Below are 20512 nucleotides of genomic sequence, written 5' to 3'. Positions count from 1 at the left end.
CCTCGCGGCCGACGCTCAGTCCACCAGATCCTCATACCGGTATTCGGTGGTGATCGTCTCCTTGTCCCGATGCGCAGCGGCCTCCCGCTGCTGCAGTTCGACGCGGCGGATCTTGCCGGAGATGGTCTTGGGCAGTTCGAAGAACTCGACGCGGCGCACCTTGAGATAGGGCGCGAGGTGATCTCGGGAGTACTCCAGGATCGAGCGTGCGGTCTGTTCGTCGGGTTCCCACCCGGAGGCCAGTGCCACATAGGCTTTCGGCACGGCCAGACGGGTGTCGTCGGGCTGCGGGACGACCGCCGCCTCCACCACGGCGGGGTGCTCGATGAGCACGCTCTCCAACTCGAAGGGCGAGACCTTGTAGTCCGAGGACTTGAAGACGTCGTCGGTGCGCCCGATGTAGGTGATGTAGCCGTCGGAATCACGTTGCGCCACATCGCCGGTGTGGTAGTAGCCGCCGGCCGTGACGAGTGCGTTGCGTTCCGGGTCGCCGAGGTATCCGGTCATGAGATTGACCGGATGCTGGGCGAGGTCCAGACAGATCTCGCCCTCGTCGGCGAGTTCGCCACTGATCGGATCGATCAGCACCACCGGGACGCCGGGCATCGGTCGGCCCATCGACCCCGCCTTGACCGGCGCGCCCGGCGTGTTCCCGACCTGCAGGGTGGTCTCGGTCTGCCCGAAACCGTCGCGGATGGTCAGGCCCCACGCCTTCTCGACCTGCCGGATGACATCGGGATTGAGCGGCTCCCCGGCACCGAGGAGCTCTCGCATACCCTCGGGTCGCTCGCCGAGGTCGGCCTGGATCAGCATGCGCCACACCGTCGGTGGCGCACAGAAGGTGGTGACACGCGCCCGCCGCAGCTGCGTCATCAGGGCCTGCGCGTCGAAGCGCGCGTAGTTGTAGACGAAGATCGTCGCCTCGGCGATCCACGGTGCGAAGAAACAGCTCCAGGCATGTTTGGCCCAACCCGGCGAGCTGATCGCCAGGTGAACGTCGCCGGGGCGCACCCCGATCCATGCCATGGTGGTGAAATGGCCGACGGCGTAACTGGTCTGGGAATGCTCGACGAGCTTGGGACGACTGGTGGTGCCGGAGGTGAAGTAGATGAGCATCGGATCGCCGACTTCGGTGACGACGTCGAACGGCCCGGCGGAGGTGACCGTGGCCGAGTCGCCGTAGGAGTGCCAGCCCGGCACCGCGTCGCCGACCGCGATGCGCAGATAGTCGCCGTCGATCTCGGCGAACTTGGCGGTGTCGGCGGCGTTGACGATGACACATCGCGCCGCACCACGGTCGATCCGGTCCCGCAGGTCGGCCGGCCCCAGCGCTGCGGTGGTGGGCATGACGATCGCCCCGAGCTTGCACACCGCGAGCATCGCCTCCCACAACTCGACCTGATTGCCGAGCATCAGGATCACGCGATCGCCCTTGCCGATGCCCAGCTCGGCCAGCCAGGTCGCCACCCGATCCGAGCGCGTGGCCATCTCGTCGAACGACACCTTGGTTTCGGTGCCGTCCTGCTCGCACAACCAGAGCGCGGTGCGGTCGTTGCCGCGAGCGATGACGTCGAACCAGTCGATCGCCCAGTTGAACCGGCCGGTGATGGCCGGCCACCGGAACTCACGAACGGCGGTCTCGTAGTCGCCGATGAGACGGACCATCTGATCTCGCGCGACGCGGTATCGCTCGGTGTTGGTCGTCGAGGGGCTGTCGGTGGCGGTGGTGCTGGTCATGAGTGCATGATCCACGTCACACCAGCGCCGTCAACACCCCCCGAAGTGGGGGCGGGACACCGGCCCATCCACCAACTCTATAGACTATGTTTCATAGTGCGGAATGTCGTTGTGCAGGCGGAGAAGCGGAGGAGCGCAAATGGCCGGGACCACCGGATCGAGTCTGAGCGACCATGTCGCCGGTTGGCGTCCCGAACCGATCACCGAGGTGGACCCCCTCGACGCGGCGCAGGCGACGCGGTTGGCCGCCACGCTCGGACTGTCGGAAACCTTCGCCGACGGCGATCCCCTGCCGTTGCCCTGGCACTGGATCTTCTTCTCCGAGTGGCCGCAGACCGCGGAACTGGGCGCCGACGGTCACCCCGCCCACGGCCATTTCCTGCCACCGATCCCGGACCGCCGTCGGATGTTCGCCGGTGCGCGGATCTCGTCCACGGCCCCGTTGGCTCTCGGCACGCGCACCGAGAAGGTGTCGTCGGTGGCCTCGATGACCGAGAAGCACGGGCGTACCGGCGACATGCTCTTCGTCACGGTCCGCAGTGAATACCGCCAGGGCGGAACCGTTGTGCTCACCGAGGACCAGGATCTGGTGTATCGCAGCGATTCCGGCAACGCGCGGCCCTTCGATCGGCCGAGTCCCGACCTCGCCGACGCGACCGCACCATGGACCGCGGAGCCGACACCCGACACGCCGCTGCTCTTCCGGTACTCGGCACTGACCTCCAACGCCCACCGCATCCACTACGACCGCCCGTATGCGACGGGCGTCGAGGGCTACCCCGATCTCGTCGTCCACGGACCGTTGCTGGCCACCTACATGGCCGAGCTAGCCCGGGCACATCATCACGGTAAATCGCTGCGCACCTTCGACTTCCGGCTTCGCAGCCCACTGTTCCTCGGTGACCGCTTCCGGGTCGAGGCCACCCCGGACGACGACGGTGACGCGGTAGAGCTCGCCGTCGTCACCGGACAGGGCACCGTTCACGTCTCGGGCAAGGGAGAATTCGCATGACCGACACCACCGATCCCATCGCATCGCTGCGCGTCGCGCGTAGCTTCCTGTTCGTCCCGGGTAATCGGCCCGAGCGTTTCGACAAGGCCGCCGCGGCGGGTGCCGATGTGGTGATCATCGACCTCGAGGACGCGGTCGACCCGGAGGACAAGGATGCGGCCCGCGAGCACATCGCCGGCTGGCTTGCAGCCGGCAAGCACGCCGTCCTGCGCATCAATGCCGCCGCAACGCCGTGGCACACAGACGATGTGGAACTCGCGGCCCGGCACGGCGCACCGGTGATGCTCGCCAAGGCGAGCAGCGCCGACGAGGTGATACGCGTGGCGCAGGCGACCGCGGCGCCGGTCCTGCCGCTCATCGAGACCGCGCGGGGCATTCTTGCGGCGCCGGCCATCGCGCAGGTACCCGGTGTCGCTCGACTGGGCTTCGGCGCCATCGACTTCGCCGTCGAGATCGGTGCCGACCCCGATGACCACGAGGCACTGCTGTTTGCGCGTTCGATGCTCGTCACGGCATCGGCCGCGGCGGGTGTCGCCGACCCCATCGACGGGGTGACCACGGCGCTGCGCGACGTCGAGAAACTCGTCGCCGACGTCGGCTACGCCGCGCGGATCGGCCTGACCGGCAAGCTCTGCATCCATCCCGCCCAGGTGGCAACGGTCCACGCGTGCCTGGCGCCGTCGGACACCGAGATCACCTGGGCGCGTTCGATCGTGGCGGCGGCCGGTACCGACTCCTCGGCGGTCGCGGTCGACGGACACATGGTGGACCCGCCGGTTGTCGCACGCGCACAACGGATTCTGGCGTCTGCTCCCCTCACCGAAAGCCCTGGGCCGGAGGACTCAGCGTGAGTCGCGCCGATGCTCGGCGAGCAGACGCCCGGCCTTGCCGATGTGCGCCGACATCGCCGCCCGCGCGCCGGCCGCATCGCGTCGGCGCAGGGCGTCGATGATGTCGCGATGATCGTCGGCCGATGCCTGCGGCCAGCCGTCGACCGACGAAAAGAACCGTCGGGGAGCATAATTGAGCGACGACTTGATCATCCACGACAACTTGGGCGATCCCGCCGCGGCATAGATCAGTCGGTGGAATTCGTGATTGAGCCGCTCGACCTCGTCGTTGTCCTCCGCGTCGGCGGCCGCCTCGAGTTCGACCTGCAGACGGTCGAGAGTGGCCAGGTCCGCGTCGTCGAGACGGGTGGTGGCGCGGGCGGCGAGTTCGCCGGCCAGCAGGGCCTGCCCGGCGAAGACGTCCTCGATGTCGGTGCTGCTCAGGGGTGCGACGACGAATCCGCGCCGCGGTTCGACCCGCAGTAGCCCCTCGCTCTGCAAGGACAGCAATCCCTCCCGTGCGGGCGTGGCCGAGACCCCGAGTTCATCGGCAACGGTTTCCGGGCGGATGAACTCGCCGGGTTGCAGTTGTCCGGAGACGATGAGCTCGCGGACGTACTCCGAGACCTCGTCGGACAACCGGGGACGGCGTCGGCGTCGCGCCGCCGGAGCGGGAGCGGCAGGATCAACCATAGAATATAGAATACAGTCGCGGCCTGGCCCTGTGCCGACCTCCCGGGTTGACCTCCCAGGAAGCGGTCAGTGGCGGGTTCTACAGTGGATGAAATGACTGTGGGTGACATGGCGCAGGAGCGCGAGGGCATGTTCGCCTCGCTGCACATCCACAACTATCGCCTGTACTTCGGTGGGCAGGCGCTCTCGCTGGTCGGTACCTGGATGCAGGCCACCGCCCAGGCCTGGCTGGTCCTGACCCTCAGCAATTCATCGACCGTGCTCGGCGTGATCGTCGCGCTGCAGGCCGTACCGATCCTGGTCCTCGGCCCGTACGCGGGGGTGATCGCCGATCGCGTGGATCGTCGCAAGCTGATGATCATCCTGCAGTCGGTGATGGGGCTGCTGGCGGCGGCACTGGCGATCCTCACCTTCGGCGGTTGGGTGCAGGTGTGGCAGGTCGGGGTCCTCGCCGTGCTGCTCGGACTGAACAACGCCTTCGAGAACCCCTCCCGCCAGGCGTTCATCCACCAGATCGTCGGCGAATCCCGGATCCGCAATGCGGTCACCTTGAACTCGGTGATGGTCAACGCGGCGCGGGCGGTCGGCCCGGCCGTGGCCGGTCTGGTCCTCGCCGCGGTCGGCGCGGGCTGGTGTTTCGCGATCAACGCGGCCAGCTTCGTCGCGGTGGTGGTGTCACTGCTGATGATGCGGACCGCCGAGATCGCCGAGGAGACACCGGTCAAACGCGGCAAAGGCCAACTGCGCGAAGGACTCCGCTACGTCGCCGGACGCCCCGTGCTGTGGGTTCCGCTGACGATGATGGCGCTGGTCGGCACCCTCGCCTACGAGTTCCAGGTGTCGCTGCCTGCCGCCGCCAAGGACGCCTTTCACGGCGGCCCCCAGGCCTTCGGCTTCATGACGGCGGCGATGGGGGTGGGCGCGGTCGTCGGCGGTCTGCTGGTGGCCGCGCGTGGCACCACCGGTTTGCGCACGTTGATCCTGGCCGCCATCGGGTTCGGCATCACCATCGCGGTGACCGCTGCGGTCCCGCACCTGTGGATGGCGATCGTCGCCCTGTTCTTCGTCGGCTGGCTCAGCGTGTCGTTCATGTCGACCGGAAACGCGACGCTGCAACTGAATTCGGACCCGCAGATGCGTGGCCGGGTGATGTCGTTGTGGTCGGTGGCGTTCATGGGGTCGACGCCGATCGGCGGACCGCTGATCGGGTGGATCAGCGAGGCGTCCGGGCCGCGGGCCGGCCTCGCCGTCGGCGCTGCCTCGTGTTTCGTCGCCGCGGCCATCGGCCTGGCCATCCATCGCCGCCGCGCGCCGCACCTACCGCGGATGGAATCGACGACCTGACGGCCACCCGCGACGCTCGGCGACGAAGGCGAGCACCGCGGGCACGGCACCGACGACGGCGACCACCCAGATGCGCGTACGCAGTGGTGCCACCACGGTGTCGAACACCGCGCGGGCCGCGTCCGGCGTGATGACGTCGGCGGGAACGGCATCGAGATACCGGCCGCGGGCCACCACCGATGCGACGGCGAGCAGCAGCATCACCGTGGTGATGCCCAGGCCCAGCCCCATCACCGCTCGCCACCGGCGGGTCGGAGCAGCGACACCGATCGTCGCGATGATCGCCAGCGCGGTCATCCAGGGCAGGACCAGCGCCGCGGTGTTCAATGCGGACACCGCGCGTTGAGCGCGGCGCAGTGCGTCGGACTGCCACAGGACGACCTGATGATGAATCGCCGGAATCTGCTCGGCGGCGGTGAATCCGTCGTCGATCAATCGCTGTCGGATCCGGGCAACCATCGGGGCCAGATCGATCGCGACGATTCCGGTGTCGCCGGCGAGAAGCCGATCGAGGGTGGCGTGCGCGGCACGATTGGCGGTCGTCCACGCGGTCGCGAACGCCGACGAGGACACGAAGCGCTCGACCGTGTCGTGGAGGTAGGACTGGAGTTGCGCCGCGATCAGCGGTGAGAGCACCTGCGCCGCTCGCGTACCGGTGCCGGGCGTCAGCGCCGAGAACGCCTCGGCGCTCAGTGCCGCGATGTCGACGTGATCGTCGATCACCGTCACGAGGGCATCGGTGACCTCGGCCCGGATCGCCGGGTCGGATGCCAGCGGAGCCACCATCGCCACGTAGCCGTCGGTGTCGAGCAGATCGGACCGCAGATAGCCCGCAAGCAGCGTCAACACCACCAGCACCACCGACACCACGGTCAGCAGCGCCGCGCCGACCGACCGGAGGCGACTGCGTCCCCCGCCGACAGTGGGATATGTCACGTCCACCGGGGAGGGTGTCGCCGCTCGATCCGCGGCATCACCTCCGGAGGAAACACCCGCATCGAGGTCCCCGTCTTCCTGCGGTTTTGGTGCCACGATGACATCCAAGCACGTGACATCGGCCACCACGCGGCATCCGCAGCGCCCCCGAGCGGTCGGTGTGAACGCCTCCGATGGCGTCACGGGCCGACTTCGGAACTTTCAGCAACAGGGAGTAGCCTCACCCTCTGCGACGTGCGAAGAATTGGACGGAGGTCTTCCGATCGTTACCGAACAGCCATCGACCGGTACCCCGGCGTCCGCGAAACGTCCGGAGACCGATCCGGTGACCGTCCCCGACCCCGTCGCAGGCGACGTCACCCCGACGGACTCCGGCGCCGAACCGGCCGCCAAGCCCGCGAAACGCGACAAGCACCTCTACCAGATCGACTTCGTCCGACTGGTGACCTTCGGTGCGGTGATCCTCGACCACGTGATGCTCAGCGTCACCGCCCCGACCAGTGTGGCCGCAGGCGCCGTCGAGGTCTTCCTCCGCTACACCCGCTACAGCTTCTTCGCCCTGACCGGCTTCGTCCTCGGCTACCAGTACCGCAACCGCGAGCTCAAGGCGATTCCGTTCTGGAAGCGACGTTACAAACTGATCGGCCTGCCCTTCCTCGTGTGGAGCCTGTTCTACTGGTTCTACGTCCGCTATCACTTCGGTGGCGTCGACGCGATCGCCAACGCGTGGAACAGTCTCGACGCCGCCGAGCGCTCGGTGAAATCGATCGTCTACGACCTCATCACCGGAAACGCCGCCTACCACCTGTACTTCCTGTCGGTGAGCATGCAGATCTATCTGGTGTTCCCACTGATGCTGTGGATTCTTCGGCGCACCTGGGGTTTTCACCGCTACCTGCTCGCGGTGAGCTTCATCTTCCAGATGGTGATGATGTACGCGATGGTGCGCTCACCCATCTCGTTCTTCACCTGGGGTATCCAGGGTGAGATCTGGAGCCACCTGGTGGTGACGATCTTCCCCTACCAGTTCTTCATCCTCGCGGGCTGTGTGTCGGCCATGCACTACGAGGCATTCCAGGCCTTCATCAAACGGTGGCGCTGGCAGCTCATCGGTGTCGGCGTCGTGGTGATCATCGCGACCTGGCTCTACTACCTCTACATCGTCGACCGCGGCGAGGACCTGTTCCGGGCGACCAACGTCTTCATGCTCCACAACATGTGGGCATTCATCGCGATCATCGTGATCCTGTACGGCCTCGGCACGCTCTGGCAGGAACGCCGCCACCCCGGCTCGATCCCCGACCGGTTCATGAAGACCGCCGCCGATCGCTCCTTCGCCATCTATCTCGCACATGTCCTCGCGATCTATGCACTGCTGCCACAGATCGCCGACGAACGCATCCACGCCCTGCCGCGCGTGATCCTGGCCTACCTCGCCACCGTCGTGTTGACCGTGTTCGTGGTGGAAACGTTGCGCCGCAGCCCGATCAGCCTCATCACCACCGGACGCAATCGCATCGACTGGCGTTCCCAGAACGCCGGACGGTCCGCGCTCGTCGGACTCGCCGCCATCATCGTCGGCCTGATCGTCCGCCTCGGCTTCGGCTGGTGGGCGGGCAATCTGATCGCCGCGACCGGCGCCTTCCTGGTGTTCTCGATGGCGATCGTCTACTGGCACCAGATCCGCCACCGCGACGCGGAGTACGTCGAAGAAGCGGTGTGATCAGCCGACGCAGCGCGTCGAAGAATCACCGACGCAGCGCGTCAGCGCAGCGCATCACCGACGCAGCGCGTCGACGATGAGGCGGGCGACGCCGGCCTTGCCGGAGGCGTTCGGGTGATACGGCACCGGGAGCTCGAATCCGCGCAGCCACGGGTCGGGTGAGCACACGGTGTGCTCGGCACCGAGCGGACCGGTGGTGACGAGCTCGGCACCCGAGATCTGCGCGGCTTCGGCGGTCACCTGGGCAAGCGCGTCATATACCCGGATGGTCGACTCGATCTCCTCCGGCGTGAGTGCGAGTTTGGGGCAGATCGGGCCGCCTGCGACCACCACCGGTGGATAGTCGACGAGGACGATCCGCGCCGCGGGGGCGCGCATCCGGACGGCGAACACCGTTTCGATCATTTTCTGCTCGACGGCTGCATACCGTTCGAATCCGGGTTCGGGAGAGATCGGTCGGCCGTGTCCACACACCCGCTCGGCGATGTTCTTGACCGGGTCGGCGACAGAGTTCTTGCAGCCCATGGCGATCAGGCGCTGCACGTACCCGATGTCGTTGCCGCCAGTGGTGATCGTCACCAATGCCGTGCCGGGCGTGACGGCGTCGATCTGGGGTTGCTTCACGAACCGCTGCGGACGGTCCAGGATGTTCTCGGTCGTCGCCCCCGAACACGTCGCGTCGACCAGGCTCATGTTCATGGCCTGGGCGACCTGGTGCGGATAGTTGTCCATGGTGCGCAGGCACCGGTTGCCGATCGAGTCCAGCCCGCCCGGGCCTGCGGCATAGGAGCTACCCAACGCCACATACTTCTGCGGCGCGGCGGCAGATGAGAGGGCGGTCTCGGGCTGGCGCTGCGCGGCGGTCTGCACCGTCGTCGACTCAGCCGCCGACGGCACGCTCGCACTCCCGGGGAGTACGACGACGGCGGCGGCGACCAACGCGGCGACGGCCGTGGCGACACGGCCGAAAAGTGCTCGAGACATCGTCGTACAGTTTCACACACCGCGATGACGGGAAGCGTCAACGCCCCGTGTTGAATTGCCCACGTGGCCTGCAGAAAAGCCGCTTTCGGGCGATTTCAGGAGAAGATCTCGGGCAGATCGGTCGCCACCGAATCGGTGAAGGTCGGTTCACGCTTCTCCAGAAACGACGTCACCCCCTCGGCGACGTCGGGCATCCGACCCCGCGCGTAGATCGCCGCGGAGTCCGCGTGATGGGCGTCGAGCGGGCTCGGCGCCCCGGCCATACGCCACAGCAACTGCCGGGTCAGCGCGACCGATACCGGCGCGGTGCCCGACGTCATCTCCCTGGCGGCGGCGATCGCCGCGTCGAGGACCTCATCGGGAGCGACGACCTGCTGCACCAGACCGGCCTCGAGCGCCTCTGCGGCGCCGACCATCTGCGCCCCCAACGTCCAGCGCAGCGCGGTCGGCAGCCCGACCAGGCGCGGCAGGAACCAGGTGGACGCCGCCTCGGGCACCAGTCCGCGCTTGGTGAACACGAACCCGAAGCGGGCGTTCTCCGAGGCGATGCGGGCATCGGCGGGCAGCGTCATGGTGACGCCGACGCCTGCGGACGGGCCGTTGATCGCCATCACCACGGGCTTGAGCGAGGCGAAGATCCGCAGCGTCAGCCGGCCACCGGAATCCGGCGGCACCTCACCGGGCTCCTTCTCCTCGAGCTCGAATGTGGTTGCGCCACCGGCGAGGTCGGCGCCGGCGCAGAACGCCCGGCCGGCGCCGGTGATGACCACCGCGCGCACCGAGTCGTCGGCGTCGGTCTCGTCGAAGGCCGCCTGGATCTGCTCACCCATCTCGAAGGTGAACGCGTTGAGCCGGTCCGGGCGGTTCAGGGTGATGACGGCGATCTCGTCGTGCCGGGTGACCGTGATGACCGGTTCGGGGGCCGCTTCGGCCAGGCCCTGCGTTGCTGATTCGGTGCTCACGGTGTGACGCCTCCACTCGGTGATATATGACGGCGCACCTGATGTTGCGCCGGTCACCATTGTGGCGGTGTCCTCATGATGCCCACACTCCGGGGTCGGACCCGGCGCCGACAGCCGACGGCGATGATGCCGACAACCCACGACGCCCGCCGCTCCAGAGAAGGAGTCGACGGGCGTCGTGGGTGTTCGCGGTCGGGCCGATCAGCTCTCGCTGCCGGCGTCACCTGCCTTGCTCAGCTCGACCGGGGCGTCGGGCAACTCACGCGGCTTCTCCGAGCCGGTGAAGGTGAACTTGGCGTCCTCGCCCTCACCTTCGCCATCCCAGTTGTCGACGTCGACCAGCACGATCTGTCCCGGGGTCAGTTCGTTGAACAGGATCTTCTCGCTCAACTGATCCTCGATCTCGCGCTGGATCGTGCGGCGCAGCGGCCGGGCGCCGAGCACCGGGTCGAAGCCGCGCTTGGCCAGCAACGACTTGGCCCGATCGGTGAGCTCGATCGCCATGTCCTTGTTCTTGAGCTGCGTCTCGACGCGATTGATCATCAGATCGACCATCTGGATGATCTCGTCCTTCGTCAGCTGGTGGAAGACGATGACGTCGTCGATACGGTTCAGGAACTCCGGGCGGAAGTGCTTCTTCAGCTCGTCGTTGACCTTCAGCTTCATCCGCTCGTAGTTCGACTTCGAGTCGTCACCCTTGCTGAAGCCCAGTCCCACGGCCTTCGAGATGTCGGCGGTACCGAGGTTCGAGGTGAAGATCAGCACCGTGTTCTTGAAGTCGACCGTGCGACCCTGGCCGTCGGTGAGACGACCGTCCTCGAGAACCTGCAACAGGGTGTTGTAGATCTCCGAGTGGGCCTTCTCGATCTCGTCGAACAGGACCACCGAGAACGGCTTGCGGCGCACCTTCTCGGTGAGCTGGCCGCCCTCTTCGTAGCCGACGTAGCCGGGAGGGGCACCGAACAGGCGCGACGCGGTGAAGCGGTCGTGGAATTCGCCCATGTCGATCTGGATCAGGGCGTCGTCCTCGCCGAACAGGAAGTTCGCGAGCGCCTTGGACAGCTCGGTCTTACCCACACCGGACGGGCCGGCGAAGATGAACGAGCCGGACGGGCGCTTGGGGTCCTTGAGACCCGCGCGGGTACGACGGATCGCCTTGGAGACGGCCTTGACCGCGTCCTCCTGGCCGATGATCCGCTTGTGCAGCTCGTCCTCCATGCGGAGCAGACGCGTGGTCTCCTCCTCGGTGAGCTTGAACACCGGGATACCGGTCCAGTTGCCCAGCACCTCGGCGATCTGCTCGTCGTCGACCTCGGCCACGACGTCCAGATCACCACTGCGCCATTGCTTTTCACGCTCGGCACGCTCGGCGACGAGTTGCTTCTCCTTGTCCCGCAGGCCGGCGGCCTTCTCGAAGTCCTGCGCGTCGATGGCGCTTTCCTTCTCCTTGCGGGCGTCGGCGATGCGCTCGTCGAACTCGCGCAGGTCCGGCGGTGCGGTCATCCGGCGGATGCGCATCCGCGCACCGGCCTCGTCGATGAGGTCGATCGCCTTGTCCGGCAGGAACCGGTCGTTGATGTAGCGGTCGGCCAGGGTGGCCGCGGCGACGAGCGCACCGTCGGTGATGGACACGCGGTGGTGGCTCTCGTAGCGGTCGCGCAGACCCTTGAGGATCTCGATGGTGTGCTCCACCGACGGCTCGCCGACCTGCACCGGCTGGAACCGGCGCTCGAGTGCGGCGTCCTTCTCGATGTACTTGCGGTACTCGTCGAGGGTGGTGGCACCGATGGTCTGCAGCTCACCGCGGGCCAGCTTCGGCTTGAGGATGCTGGCGGCGTCGATCGCGCCCTCGGCGGCACCGGCACCGACGAGCGTGTGCAGCTCGTCGATGAACAGGATGATGTCACCGCGGGTGTTGATCTCCTTGAGGACCTTCTTGAGGCGTTCCTCGAAGTCACCGCGGTAGCGGCTGCCCGCCACCAGCGATCCGAGGTCGAGGGTGTAGAGCTGCTTGTCCTTGAGCGTCTCGGGCACCTTGCCGTTGACGATCGCCTGCGCGAGGCCCTCGACGACGGCGGTCTTGCCGACGCCGGGCTCGCCGATCAGCACCGGGTTGTTCTTGGTGCGGCGGGACAGCACCTGCATGACCCGCTCGATCTCTTTCTCGCGGCCGATGACGGGGTCGAGTTTGCCCTCGGCGGCCGCGGCGGTCAGGTTTCTGCCGAACTGGTCGAGGACCAGCGACGTCGACGGGGTGCCGGACTCGCTGGACCGGCCACCCGTGCCGGCCTCCTGCGGCTCCTTGCCCTGGTAACCCGACAGCAGCTGGATGACCTGCTGGCGCACCCGGTTGAGGTCGGCGCCCAGCTTGACGAGCACCTGTGCGGCGACGCCCTCACCCTCGCGGATGAGGCCGAGCAGGATGTGCTCGGTGCCGATGTAGTTGTGGCCGAGCTGCAGCGCCTCACGCAGCGAGAGCTCGAGGACCTTCTTGGCGCGCGGGGTGAACGGGATGTGCCCCGACGGAGCCTGCTGGCCCTGACCGATGATCTCCTCGACCTGACTGCGGACCCCTTCCAGGGAGATGCCGAGCGATTCGAGGGCCTTGGCGGCGACGCCTTCGCCCTCGTGGATCAGGCCGAGCAGGATGTGCTCGGTGCCGATGTAGTTGTGGTTGAGCATCCGCGCCTCTTCTTGGGCGAGCACGACAACCCGCCGAGCGCGGTCGGTGAACCGTTCGAACATTGTTCTCCCTCATTTCGCTTTCGCCCCGGCCGTCGTGGTTGTCCCGGTGATCGGAAACCGCGGGCGGCGACCGATGCGAGGCGACAACTGCGATGGTGTCGGGGTACACGACGACCAGCTTGCTTCCACTCTAGAGGTCGTGCGGTGTGCACCTGCAGTTAACGCCCACCAGAAGTCAACGTCATGCACACGTCAACGGGGGTCTGCGCGGTACAACCGCCCTGCACATCAGCATGTTCCGAGCAGCCCGGGATAGCGCTACGCCCAGAGCGAACGGCCCCTGGGTCGGCCTACGACCCGAACGGCAAAGCCGTGATGTCGCCGGTGGACGGGCACCACAGCTGGAACTTGATCAACGGTCGGCCGGCTCCGCGCCGGTCCACCAGATTCGTGTACCACTGCTTGTCACCGGTGTGCTTGCCGTACGTCGCAAGCAAACACTGGACGGTGTTGTCGCCGAATCGAACGGTCAACGGAACGTTCTGCGCGAGATGACGGCCCGGCAACTGGTTCACGTCCACGATCTGCAGGCCCCACCGCTGTTCGAGGATGGCGGCTTCCACCTTCTGATCCCGATGCCCCGTCCCATGCGTCAGGAGCGACCCGGCCGTGGTCACCACGAACAGGACGATGACAAGCCACCGGGCGATCCGGGTGACACGCTCGGATTTGACCCCGTGGCGCTTGGCGATACGTCGGTTGATCACAGTCGCAGCGATCATGACGGCAATCATCGAGGCGTATCCGCCGAAGAACAGTGCGTTGGTCAGCACGGTCTCCGACCCCTGGTAGGTCCACACGGTCTCGTAGGTCGAGTGCGGCGCCAAGCCGTCGGGCGCTGCCAGCGGAAGGACGTAGACCACGCGAGCACGCTACGCGCCATCGCCACGTGCGGCCCGACACCGCCGGAGCAGGTATCGCACCCGAATGACAACAGCTACGCCTGGCTAACGAGAGCGGCGAAACACGCGAACAGGCCACTACGGGACATCGCTCCCGAGGTCGGGACCTGACACCACCACCAGGAAGGCCACATCATGACCTCTGCTCGACGCTCTCCGTCCACCCGACCACCGACCGAACTCCGGCGACTGCTCGTCCTGTGCCTCGCGGTGACCGGCGTGCTCGCCGGCTCACTCTCGGCCACCGCCCTCGGAGCCGGCGACGCCGCGGCCGCCCCGCCCGGCAGCGGGCACGGGCTGTGTTTCGATCTCAACTCGGCCCTCGCCCGTGACTCGCTCACCAAGATCGGCCGAGACGTCAACGGCGGAAGTTGGGAGCCTCGCAGCGCGAGCACCAATCCCCTCTCCCGCGGCTGCAACCTGGATTGGATGCTGGTCACCGGCAACGGGATCGGCGACGCCACCTACCAGTCGCGCGTCCTGCTCTTCCACAACGGCCGTTTCCTCGGCACCGTCGATCCGAAGCCGTACTCCTACACCTCCATCGCCGGCTGGACGCGTGACCACGTCACCGTGAAGTATCGCTGGCTGCGCGCCGACGACCCGTTCTGCTGCGCGAGCGGCGGACCGACCTACGTCACCGCATTCCAATTCGGCGGCAGGGTGATTCGTCTGGGGTTCTTCCCGCCGGCCTGATCGGCGGGCGCGAGTGTCGCCGGTCGTGCCGTACGGGCACGGCCGGCGACGCATTTTTCTGCCCAACACGCGTCGGGTTTGCGCCCCGGGCGACGACGATGAGGGTGTGAGTGGCGAACACACCGGCCCCGAGGCCCTCCTCGAGGTCTACGACACGGCTCTACCCGCGGTGTACGGGTTCGTCGTGCGACGGTGCTCGGACCGACGGGTCGCCGAGGACGTCACATCGGAGACCTTTCTCGCCGCGATGGATTCGGTTCGTCGCGACGCCGACCTGACCCCGACGGTGCCCTGGCTGATCGGGGTCGCCCGGCACAAGCTCGCCGACCACTGGCGACGGGCGCAACGCACGCCCGAGCCCGTGCCGGACGTGCCCGATCCGCCGGGCGAGGATCTCGCCGAGGTCCATCTGGACCGGATGATCGCCCACCACACCCTGGCGCAGCTCACACCGATCCACCGGTCGGTGCTCACGCTGCGCTACGTCGACGACCTCCCGGTCGCCGAATGCGCCGAGATCATGGGCCGCACCGTCGGTGCCACCGAGGCGCTGTTGACCCGGGCCAAGCGCGCCTTCCGCGCGGCCTACCCCGACCAACCGGCCCGATCCACCCGGAAAGGAGGACGCGCATGAGCCACGACGACGCCGAATTCGATTCGGCCCCCAACTCCCCCATCGGCGACCCGTTCGCCGTGTTGCGCGCCTCGGACACCCCCGGGTGGGACGCACCGGTGGCCCCCGATCCCGCCTTCGCCGCCCGTCTCCGTGATCGACTCGAACGCGGCGTCACCCTTCCGAAGGGAATCCTCATGTCCGATGCTTCCCGGCCCGCTCGCTTCGCTCCCGGCGCCGACACCACTATTGACAACGCCGTGAACGCAGCGGCCGTCTCAGCACCCGCCGCATCTCCCGTCGGACGCCCCGGCGCCCTGCCGTATCTCACGGTCCGCGGTGCGCGGCAAGCGATCGATTGGTACCGCGACAACCTGGGCGCGCGTCTACGCGGTGAACCGATTGTCATGAACGACAACCGAATCGGGCACGCCGAACTCGAGATCGGCGACGGTGTGCTCTACCTCGCCGACGAATCCCCCGACCTGGGTCTACACGCTCCGCAACCCGGGCACGTCTCGGTGAGCCTCATGCTTCCCGTCACCGACACCGATGAGGCCCTGGCCCACGCACAGCGCGGTGGCGCCGCCGTCACCCGCGAACCCTACGACGCCTACGGCACGCGCTCGGCGACCATCATCGATCCCTTCGGACACCGGTGGATGCTGACCGGTCCCGCACGGACCGCAGTGACTGCCGAACGTGTCCGGGTCGGCGACATCGTCTACCTGTCGCTGCAGACGCCCGACCGTGAGCGGGCCGCCCGCTTCTACGGCGCGGTTCTCGGCTGGGAGTACGACCTGGAAACCCGGCAGGTCACCAACATCGGCCACCGGCTCGGGATCTTCGACGGAGACGGCTACGGAACGGCCGGGACCCTCTACTGCGTGTACGCCGTGGAGGATTTCGATCGAGCCCGCGCAGCCATCCTCGCCGCCGGTGGTCGCGTCGGCGAGATCAGCACCGTCGCACGCGACGGATACCTCGTGATGGACGCCGTGGACGACCAGGGCGTCGCCTTCTCGGTCCACGTACCCGACCCCGGCGAGACCCGCGGGGAACAGCACCCTCGCACGCTCGGCGCGATGTCGTATCTCACCGTGCACACCCCGGACTCGGCCCGGTACCGCGATTTCTATGGCACCGTGATGAATTGGCGGTTCACACCCGGTCGTATCGACGACGGTTGGGAGGTCGACGGGGTGCATCCGCAGATCGGGATCTCCGGGGGCGCGGATCGGTCCTTGGCCGAACCGATGTGGAACGTGGCCGATATCGACGAGGCCGTCGACCGGGTGCGCGCTGCCGGCGGAGCCGTGATCGAGGAGCCCAACCGTCAGGTCTACGGCGCGGTGGCGCGATGCACCGACGACCAGGGCGCGCGGTTCTACCTCGGTCAGTTGTTCTGACGGGTCGCGTCGTAGGCCTCGCGTGCCCGCTCGACCGCCGCGAGATTGCCTTGGACGAGGTGTATCAGGGCGCGCAATTGGGTCGCGGCGTCGGCACCCAGGTCGGTCAGCGAGTACTCGACCTTCGGCGGGATCGATTGCAGCACAGTACGTGTGACGAAGCCATCGCGTTCGAGGTTGTGCAGCGTCTGCGAGAGCATCCGCTCGCTGACCCCGTCGACGCGGCGCCGTAACGCGCTGAATCGCAGGTCCCCCTCGGCCAGCGCCGCGAGCGCCAGCACACCCCACCGACTGGTCACGTTCTGCAACACATCACGCGAACTGCAATCGCGGGCGAAGACGTCGGCCTCCAGAGTCGGATCGACGGCGTCCGGGTCGGAGGCTGCGGAGCCGGGGGCGGCGGGGGTCATGGGCGCCATTCTAGGCGCATCGGGACGATGGTGCTAATTGTCACACATGCGCATGCTTACAGTTATTGCACCGTACGAATAGTAAGTGCATCATGAGTGAGAAGCTCGCACTTCCCGCCACCTACCCAGGAGGAACCATGACCATCTACGCCGTCACCGGAGCGACCGGAGGACTCGGTAGTGCCGCCGTCGAGGCGTTGCTCGAGCGGGGCGTCGCGGCACGCGACGTGGTCGCCGTCGTCCGCAACCCGGAGAAGGCCGACGCACTGCGGTCCGCAGGCGTCGACGTCCGGGTCGCCGATTACGGCGACCCGACCGCATTGCGCGCCGCCCTGACCGGCGTCGACCGCGTGCTGCTGGTCTCCGGCTCCGAGGTCGGGCAGCGAGTCCCGCAGCACCGCAACGTGATCGAGGCCGCGACCGATGCCGGCGTCTCCCTCATCGCCTACACCAGCATCCTGCGCGCCGACACCTCGCCGCTGGCCCTGGCGACCGAACACGTCGCCACCGAGCGCGTGCTCGCCGAGTCCGGCATCCCCACGGTGCTGCTGCGCAACGGCTGGTACTGGGAGAACTATCTGGCCGCCGCTCCGCAGGCCGTCGAGACCGGAGTGCTGTACGGCAGCGCCGGCAACGGGTCCGTCGCGGCGGCGTCGCGTCGTGACTACGCCGCTGCCGCGGCGACCGCACTCGTCGAGGCCGCAGGTGGTGAGGTCTACGAGCTCGCCGGCGACGAGCACCCGACCTACGCACAGATCGCCGCAACCCTTGCCGAGGTGAGCGGGAAACCGGTGCGCTACAACGATATTCCCGAGGCCGACTACGCGGCGGCGCTCACCGAGGCCGGCATCCCGGCACCGATGGCCGAGATCCTCGCCGACTCGGACGCCGGAGTCGCCCGGGGTGCGCTCGACTCCGACTCGACCGACCTCGCGACGCTCACCGGCCGGCCGTCCACGCCTCTGGTCGAGGTGTTGCGCGCGGGCTTGGCGGCCGTGACCACCTGATCTGCATGTCAGCCTCCCCCACGCAGGGCATGAGTGATTGACTGTCGCCATGCGTGTGGGGAGCAAGCGGGGCCGTCGACTTCCGTTCGGTATCGGCACCGTCGTGGTCGTACTCGCCGCCGTGATGGTTGTGTGCGTGGGGGCGGTGCTGGCCATCGGCACACCCGATCGCCCGGCGACCGGCTACACCTACGGCCAGCTGCGGTCCTACCCCGACCAGCCCGCCGTCGCGTGGAGGGTGTCGAGTCAGACCCTGCCCGACTACACCTCCAGCGATCAGATCAAGGTGGTCGCCACCGGCGCCGACCGCTGGCTGCTGAGCTACCCGTCGGGTATCGGTCGCGCCTATGTGATGGTCGATCGCAGCGACGGACATCTGCTGTGGAAGCATCCGCTGCGCGCGGGCACCGGGAGCTGCGGGATGACCGACGACGGCGTGGTCGGCTGCGCGGTCAACGCCAGCAGCGATCTCGCACAAGGCTTTTACCTCGTCGACGACGACGGCACCCCGTCCGGCCCGACCGCCCTCGACGACACCGCATCGGTCCTCGGCGCCGGATCGGACTTCGTCCGTATCTCCTCCTCCGGCTACCGGGTGTCGATGGCCACCCCGGACGGCCACGGACTGTGGTCGCGTACCTTCGCCCGCGCCGCGAGCGCCGAGGTGCTCACCGACGGGCTGCTGCAGATCACCACCAGCGACGCGGGCCGGTTCATCGTCGATCCGCGCACCGGCGCCGACCGTCTCCACTGCACCGACTGCACGATCACCGCGTTCCCGACCGGCATCACCGTCGAGTACACCGACCCCGACCACCGCATGTTCGAGACCTATGCCGTGACCGACGGCGTCCTCGATCCCCGTCGCATCGCGCATGTCGCGGGGATGCGGGTGCTGCCCGGGCCGTCCACCCTGCCCGTGTTGACCCAGACCGGGACCGCGCAGATGGAGGCGATGCAGGGCACCTACGTCGTCGTCGATCCGGCCAAGCCGGGAGCGCTGTGGCAGATCTCCGACGTCGAGCTGTCCAAGGCCAACACCCGACCGTGCGGTACCGCGGTGGCGTTCGCGTTGAAGAGCCGGTCGCGGTCGATCTACTCCCTCGCCGACGCCAAGCACCTCGGCTCATTGCCCGCGCCGGGCTTCGACGATCCCGACGCGAACCTCGACAACCTCACCTGCGTCGGGTCGAGCGGTGATCTCCTGGTGCTCGCCAGCAACAGCAGGATCAGCGCGGTCGACCCGTCGGCCGGCAGTTTCGCGTGGACGGTCGACGTGAACGGCCAGGTGGCGGACGTCGACGGATTCCTCGTCGCCTTCGAGGGCACCAGCATCCGGGTGTTCGCGCCGCACTGACCCCGCCGGCGCGGCATGTGGCCGGACTCACATCCGGGACTTTGGTCCCGGCATGACCTGCAACGGCAGCGATGACACTCAGCCGACTCCCAGGTTTCGGTAACGGCCAGATAACGGAACGGACACGGAAGTCGGTAGCCTCGTCCGCGGCCCACTGCCCCATGAAGTCGACGAACACCGCAATCGACGAGCACCGCGGCAGTGGGTAAACGATGTACCCGAGTCTGTAGTGAGGTCCGAAAGTTGGGGAAGCACTCCAAAACGCGCTCACCGTTGCTGCCGCGTTCCCGTAAACCGATGCTGGCCACCGCGCTGATCCCGATGGTCGGCGTCTGCGCCGCGGCCGCTGCTGCGGCCACCGACGACGCACAGGTCACCGCGGCTCCTGCCGCGTCGCCGACCACCGCGGCCGCACCCGAACCGGCCACGGCCGGCCATCCGGCACCGGCCCGCTCGAACACCCCGACGTCGCTGCCGACCCGTCCGGCCCACGACCTGACGGTGGCCCCCGTGCGTGCGACCCCGCCGCCGCCCATGCCGGCGAGCGTCACCGACGGCCAGGTCCCGGCCACCAACTACCGCGCCTACAAGCAGGCCGCCGACACCATCGCACGCACCGAACCGGTCTGCGGGATCGACTGGAAGCTCATCGCCGGAATCGGCAAGGTCGAATCCCACCACGCCGACAACGGCGACGTCGACCCGTCCGGCCGCCTGAAGACCCCGATCTACGGGCCCACCCTCGACGGCTCGCTGGCCGGCAACCAGGTCATCACCGACACCGACGGTGGTGCCATCGACGGCGACCCGGTCCACGACCGGGCGGTCGGACCGATGCAGTTCATCCCGCAGACCTGGAAGAAGTACGCCGCCGACGGCAACGGCGACGGCATCGCCGACCCGCAGAACATCTACGACGCCGCGCTGACCACCGCGCGCTACCTGTGCGACGGCGGGCTGAACCTGCGCGACATCGCCGGACAGACGGCCGCGGTGCTGCGCTACAACAACTCGATGACCTACGTCGACAACGTGCTCGGCTTCGCCCGCAGCTACTGAGGCGCTTCCACCGAGGTTGTTTGACCGGGCATCCGCGCCGGATAGGGTGGCGGAGCACCGAGGGCGGATTCGCTATCGCGAACTCTCCCGGAC

General features: G+C 67.7%; 18 protein-coding genes. 10 read left to right on the top strand and 8 right to left on the bottom strand.

The genetic code is table 11. The features are described 5' to 3' along the window. Positions 1 to 15 precede the first annotated feature (15 nt). Positions 16 to 1737 (bottom strand): AMP-binding protein, encoded by a 1722-nt coding sequence (locus GOPIP_RS11060; protein ID WP_085949123.1) that lies wholly within the window; start codon positions 1735 to 1737, stop codon positions 16 to 18. A 139-nt stretch (positions 1738 to 1876) separates the two neighbouring features. Here GOPIP_RS11060 and GOPIP_RS11055 point away from each other — a divergent pair, with 139 nt between their 5' ends. After that, a complete protein-coding gene (locus GOPIP_RS11055; RefSeq protein WP_006369728.1) occupies positions 1877 to 2749 on the top strand; it encodes an HTD2 family dehydratase in 873 nt (290 codons plus the stop codon). Then, on the top strand, positions 2746 to 3600 hold the full coding sequence (locus GOPIP_RS11050) for an HpcH/HpaI aldolase/citrate lyase family protein (protein ID WP_006369727.1): 855 nt from the start codon (positions 2746 to 2748) through the stop codon (positions 3598 to 3600). Before GOPIP_RS11055 ends, GOPIP_RS11050 begins: the two co-directional genes overlap by 4 nt. Here the strand turns inward: GOPIP_RS11050 and GOPIP_RS11045 are convergent. Continuing rightward, positions 3592 to 4272, bottom strand: a complete 681-nt coding sequence (locus GOPIP_RS11045; protein WP_014361440.1) for a GntR family transcriptional regulator — start codon at positions 4270 to 4272, stop codon at positions 3592 to 3594. The genes GOPIP_RS11050 and GOPIP_RS11045 overlap by 9 nt on opposite strands. 93 nt (positions 4273 to 4365) lie before the next feature. Between GOPIP_RS11045 and GOPIP_RS11040 the strand changes: the two genes are divergently transcribed. Beyond that, complete coding sequence (locus GOPIP_RS11040; protein ID WP_210739112.1) at positions 4366 to 5616, top strand: MFS transporter; 1251 nt, start codon at positions 4366 to 4368, stop codon at positions 5614 to 5616. On the opposite strand, the gene GOPIP_RS11035 is transcribed toward GOPIP_RS11040, so the two are convergent. Then, entirely contained in the window at positions 5590 to 6552 is a 963-nt protein-coding gene (locus GOPIP_RS11035; protein ID WP_244421136.1) for a hypothetical protein, read from the bottom strand. The genes GOPIP_RS11040 and GOPIP_RS11035 overlap by 27 nt on opposite strands. 325 nt (positions 6553 to 6877) lie before the next feature. On the opposite strand from GOPIP_RS11035, the gene GOPIP_RS11030 reads away from it, so the two are divergent. Beyond that, entirely contained in the window at positions 6878 to 8275 is a 1398-nt protein-coding gene (locus GOPIP_RS11030) for an acyltransferase (RefSeq protein WP_006369723.1), read from the top strand. A 54-nt stretch (positions 8276 to 8329) separates the two neighbouring features. Here the strand turns inward: GOPIP_RS11030 and GOPIP_RS11025 are convergent, their stop codons facing one another. The 4 genes from GOPIP_RS11025 to GOPIP_RS11010 all read right to left on the bottom strand — a co-directional run bounded on the left by GOPIP_RS11025 (position 8330) and on the right by GOPIP_RS11010 (position 13829). Beyond that, the gene (locus tag GOPIP_RS11025; protein ID WP_006369722.1) at positions 8330 to 9259 is read right to left on the bottom strand and encodes an SGNH/GDSL hydrolase family protein; all 930 of its coding nucleotides are present in this window, start codon (positions 9257 to 9259) and stop codon (positions 8330 to 8332) included. Between the two features lie 95 nt (positions 9260 to 9354). Further along, on the bottom strand, positions 9355 to 10221 hold the full coding sequence (locus tag GOPIP_RS11020) for an enoyl-CoA hydratase-related protein (RefSeq protein ID WP_006369721.1): 867 nt from the start codon (positions 10219 to 10221) through the stop codon (positions 9355 to 9357). A 201-nt stretch (positions 10222 to 10422) separates the two neighbouring features. After that, complete coding sequence (locus tag GOPIP_RS11015) at positions 10423 to 12966, bottom strand: ATP-dependent Clp protease ATP-binding subunit (RefSeq protein ID WP_006369720.1); 2544 nt, start codon at positions 12964 to 12966, stop codon at positions 10423 to 10425. Between the two features lie 290 nt (positions 12967 to 13256). Further along, positions 13257 to 13829: a hypothetical protein gene (locus GOPIP_RS11010; RefSeq protein WP_006369719.1), complete on the bottom strand. Its 573-nt coding sequence runs from the start codon at positions 13827 to 13829 to the stop codon at positions 13257 to 13259. 174 nt (positions 13830 to 14003) lie between these two features. Between GOPIP_RS11010 and GOPIP_RS11005 the strand changes: the two genes are divergently transcribed. The 3 genes from GOPIP_RS11005 to GOPIP_RS10995 all read left to right on the top strand — a co-directional run bounded on the left by GOPIP_RS11005 (position 14004) and on the right by GOPIP_RS10995 (position 16586). Then, a complete protein-coding gene (locus tag GOPIP_RS11005) occupies positions 14004 to 14564 on the top strand; it encodes an LppP/LprE family lipoprotein (protein ID WP_006369718.1) in 561 nt (186 codons plus the stop codon). Between the two features lie 106 nt (positions 14565 to 14670). Then, positions 14671 to 15198, top strand: a complete 528-nt coding sequence (locus GOPIP_RS11000) for an RNA polymerase sigma factor (RefSeq protein ID WP_014361446.1) — start codon at positions 14671 to 14673, stop codon at positions 15196 to 15198. Then, positions 15195 to 16586 (top strand): VOC family protein, encoded by a 1392-nt coding sequence (locus tag GOPIP_RS10995; protein ID WP_006369716.1) that lies wholly within the window; start codon positions 15195 to 15197, stop codon positions 16584 to 16586. The genes GOPIP_RS11000 and GOPIP_RS10995 overlap by 4 nt, the downstream gene beginning before the upstream one ends. Here the strand turns inward: GOPIP_RS10995 and GOPIP_RS10990 are convergent. After that, positions 16574 to 16996 carry a winged helix-turn-helix transcriptional regulator gene (locus GOPIP_RS10990; protein ID WP_006369715.1) on the bottom strand — a complete coding sequence of 141 codons (423 nt, stop codon included), beginning with the start codon at positions 16994 to 16996 and terminating at the stop codon, positions 16574 to 16576. The two genes, GOPIP_RS10995 and GOPIP_RS10990, sit on opposite strands and share 13 nt — an antisense overlap. Before the next feature lie 137 nt (positions 16997 to 17133). On the opposite strand from GOPIP_RS10990, the gene GOPIP_RS10985 reads away from it, so the two are divergent. The 3 genes from GOPIP_RS10985 to GOPIP_RS10975 all read left to right on the top strand — a co-directional run bounded on the left by GOPIP_RS10985 (position 17134) and on the right by GOPIP_RS10975 (position 20419). Continuing rightward, positions 17134 to 18003: an SDR family oxidoreductase gene (locus GOPIP_RS10985; protein WP_035727769.1), complete on the top strand. Its 870-nt coding sequence runs from the start codon at positions 17134 to 17136 to the stop codon at positions 18001 to 18003. Positions 18004 to 18052: 49 nt separating this feature from the next. Further along, the gene (locus tag GOPIP_RS10980; RefSeq protein ID WP_035727747.1) at positions 18053 to 19360 is read left to right on the top strand and encodes a hypothetical protein; all 1308 of its coding nucleotides are present in this window, start codon (positions 18053 to 18055) and stop codon (positions 19358 to 19360) included. A 243-nt stretch (positions 19361 to 19603) separates the two neighbouring features. Then, positions 19604 to 20419, top strand: coding sequence for a lytic transglycosylase domain-containing protein (locus GOPIP_RS10975; protein ID WP_014361450.1), 816 nt, complete (start codon positions 19604 to 19606; stop codon positions 20417 to 20419). Positions 20420 to 20512 lie beyond the last annotated feature (93 nt).

Origin of the sequence: Gordonia polyisoprenivorans NBRC 16320 = JCM 10675, assembly GCF_000241325.1 — a bacterium.
GTDB lineage: Bacteria > Actinomycetota > Actinomycetes > Mycobacteriales > Mycobacteriaceae > Gordonia > Gordonia polyisoprenivorans.
The sequence above is the reverse complement of the archived record's forward strand: the minus strand, read 5'-3'. Positions and strand labels throughout refer to the sequence as shown.

Bases quoted from the DNA above. Each gene is read 5' to 3' on its own strand.
- GOPIP_RS11060 (WP_085949123.1), bottom strand. From the start codon at position 1,737: ATGACCAGCACCACCGCCACCGACAGCCCCTCGACGACCAACACCGAG.
- GOPIP_RS11055 (WP_006369728.1), top strand. From the start codon at position 1,877: ATGGCCGGGACCACCGGATCGAGTCTGAGCGACCATGTCGCCGGTTGG.
- GOPIP_RS11050 (WP_006369727.1), top strand. From the start codon at position 2,746: ATGACCGACACCACCGATCCCATCGCATCGCTGCGCGTCGCGCGTAGC.
- GOPIP_RS11045 (WP_014361440.1), bottom strand. From the start codon at position 4,272: ATGGTTGATCCTGCCGCTCCCGCTCCGGCGGCGCGACGCCGACGCCGT.
- GOPIP_RS11040 (WP_210739112.1), top strand. From the start codon at position 4,366: ATGACTGTGGGTGACATGGCGCAGGAGCGCGAGGGCATGTTCGCCTCG.
- GOPIP_RS11025 (WP_006369722.1), bottom strand. From the start codon at position 9,259: ATGTCTCGAGCACTTTTCGGCCGTGTCGCCACGGCCGTCGCCGCGTTG.
- GOPIP_RS11015 (WP_006369720.1), bottom strand. From the start codon at position 12,966: ATGTTCGAACGGTTCACCGACCGCGCTCGGCGGGTTGTCGTGCTCGCC.
- GOPIP_RS11005 (WP_006369718.1), top strand. From the start codon at position 14,004: ATGACCTCTGCTCGACGCTCTCCGTCCACCCGACCACCGACCGAACTC.
- GOPIP_RS10995 (WP_006369716.1), top strand. From the start codon at position 15,195: ATGAGCCACGACGACGCCGAATTCGATTCGGCCCCCAACTCCCCCATC.
- GOPIP_RS10990 (WP_006369715.1), bottom strand. From the start codon at position 16,996: ATGACCCCCGCCGCCCCCGGCTCCGCAGCCTCCGACCCGGACGCCGTC.
- GOPIP_RS10985 (WP_035727769.1), top strand. From the start codon at position 17,134: ATGACCATCTACGCCGTCACCGGAGCGACCGGAGGACTCGGTAGTGCC.
- GOPIP_RS10980 (WP_035727747.1), top strand. From the start codon at position 18,053: ATGCGTGTGGGGAGCAAGCGGGGCCGTCGACTTCCGTTCGGTATCGGC.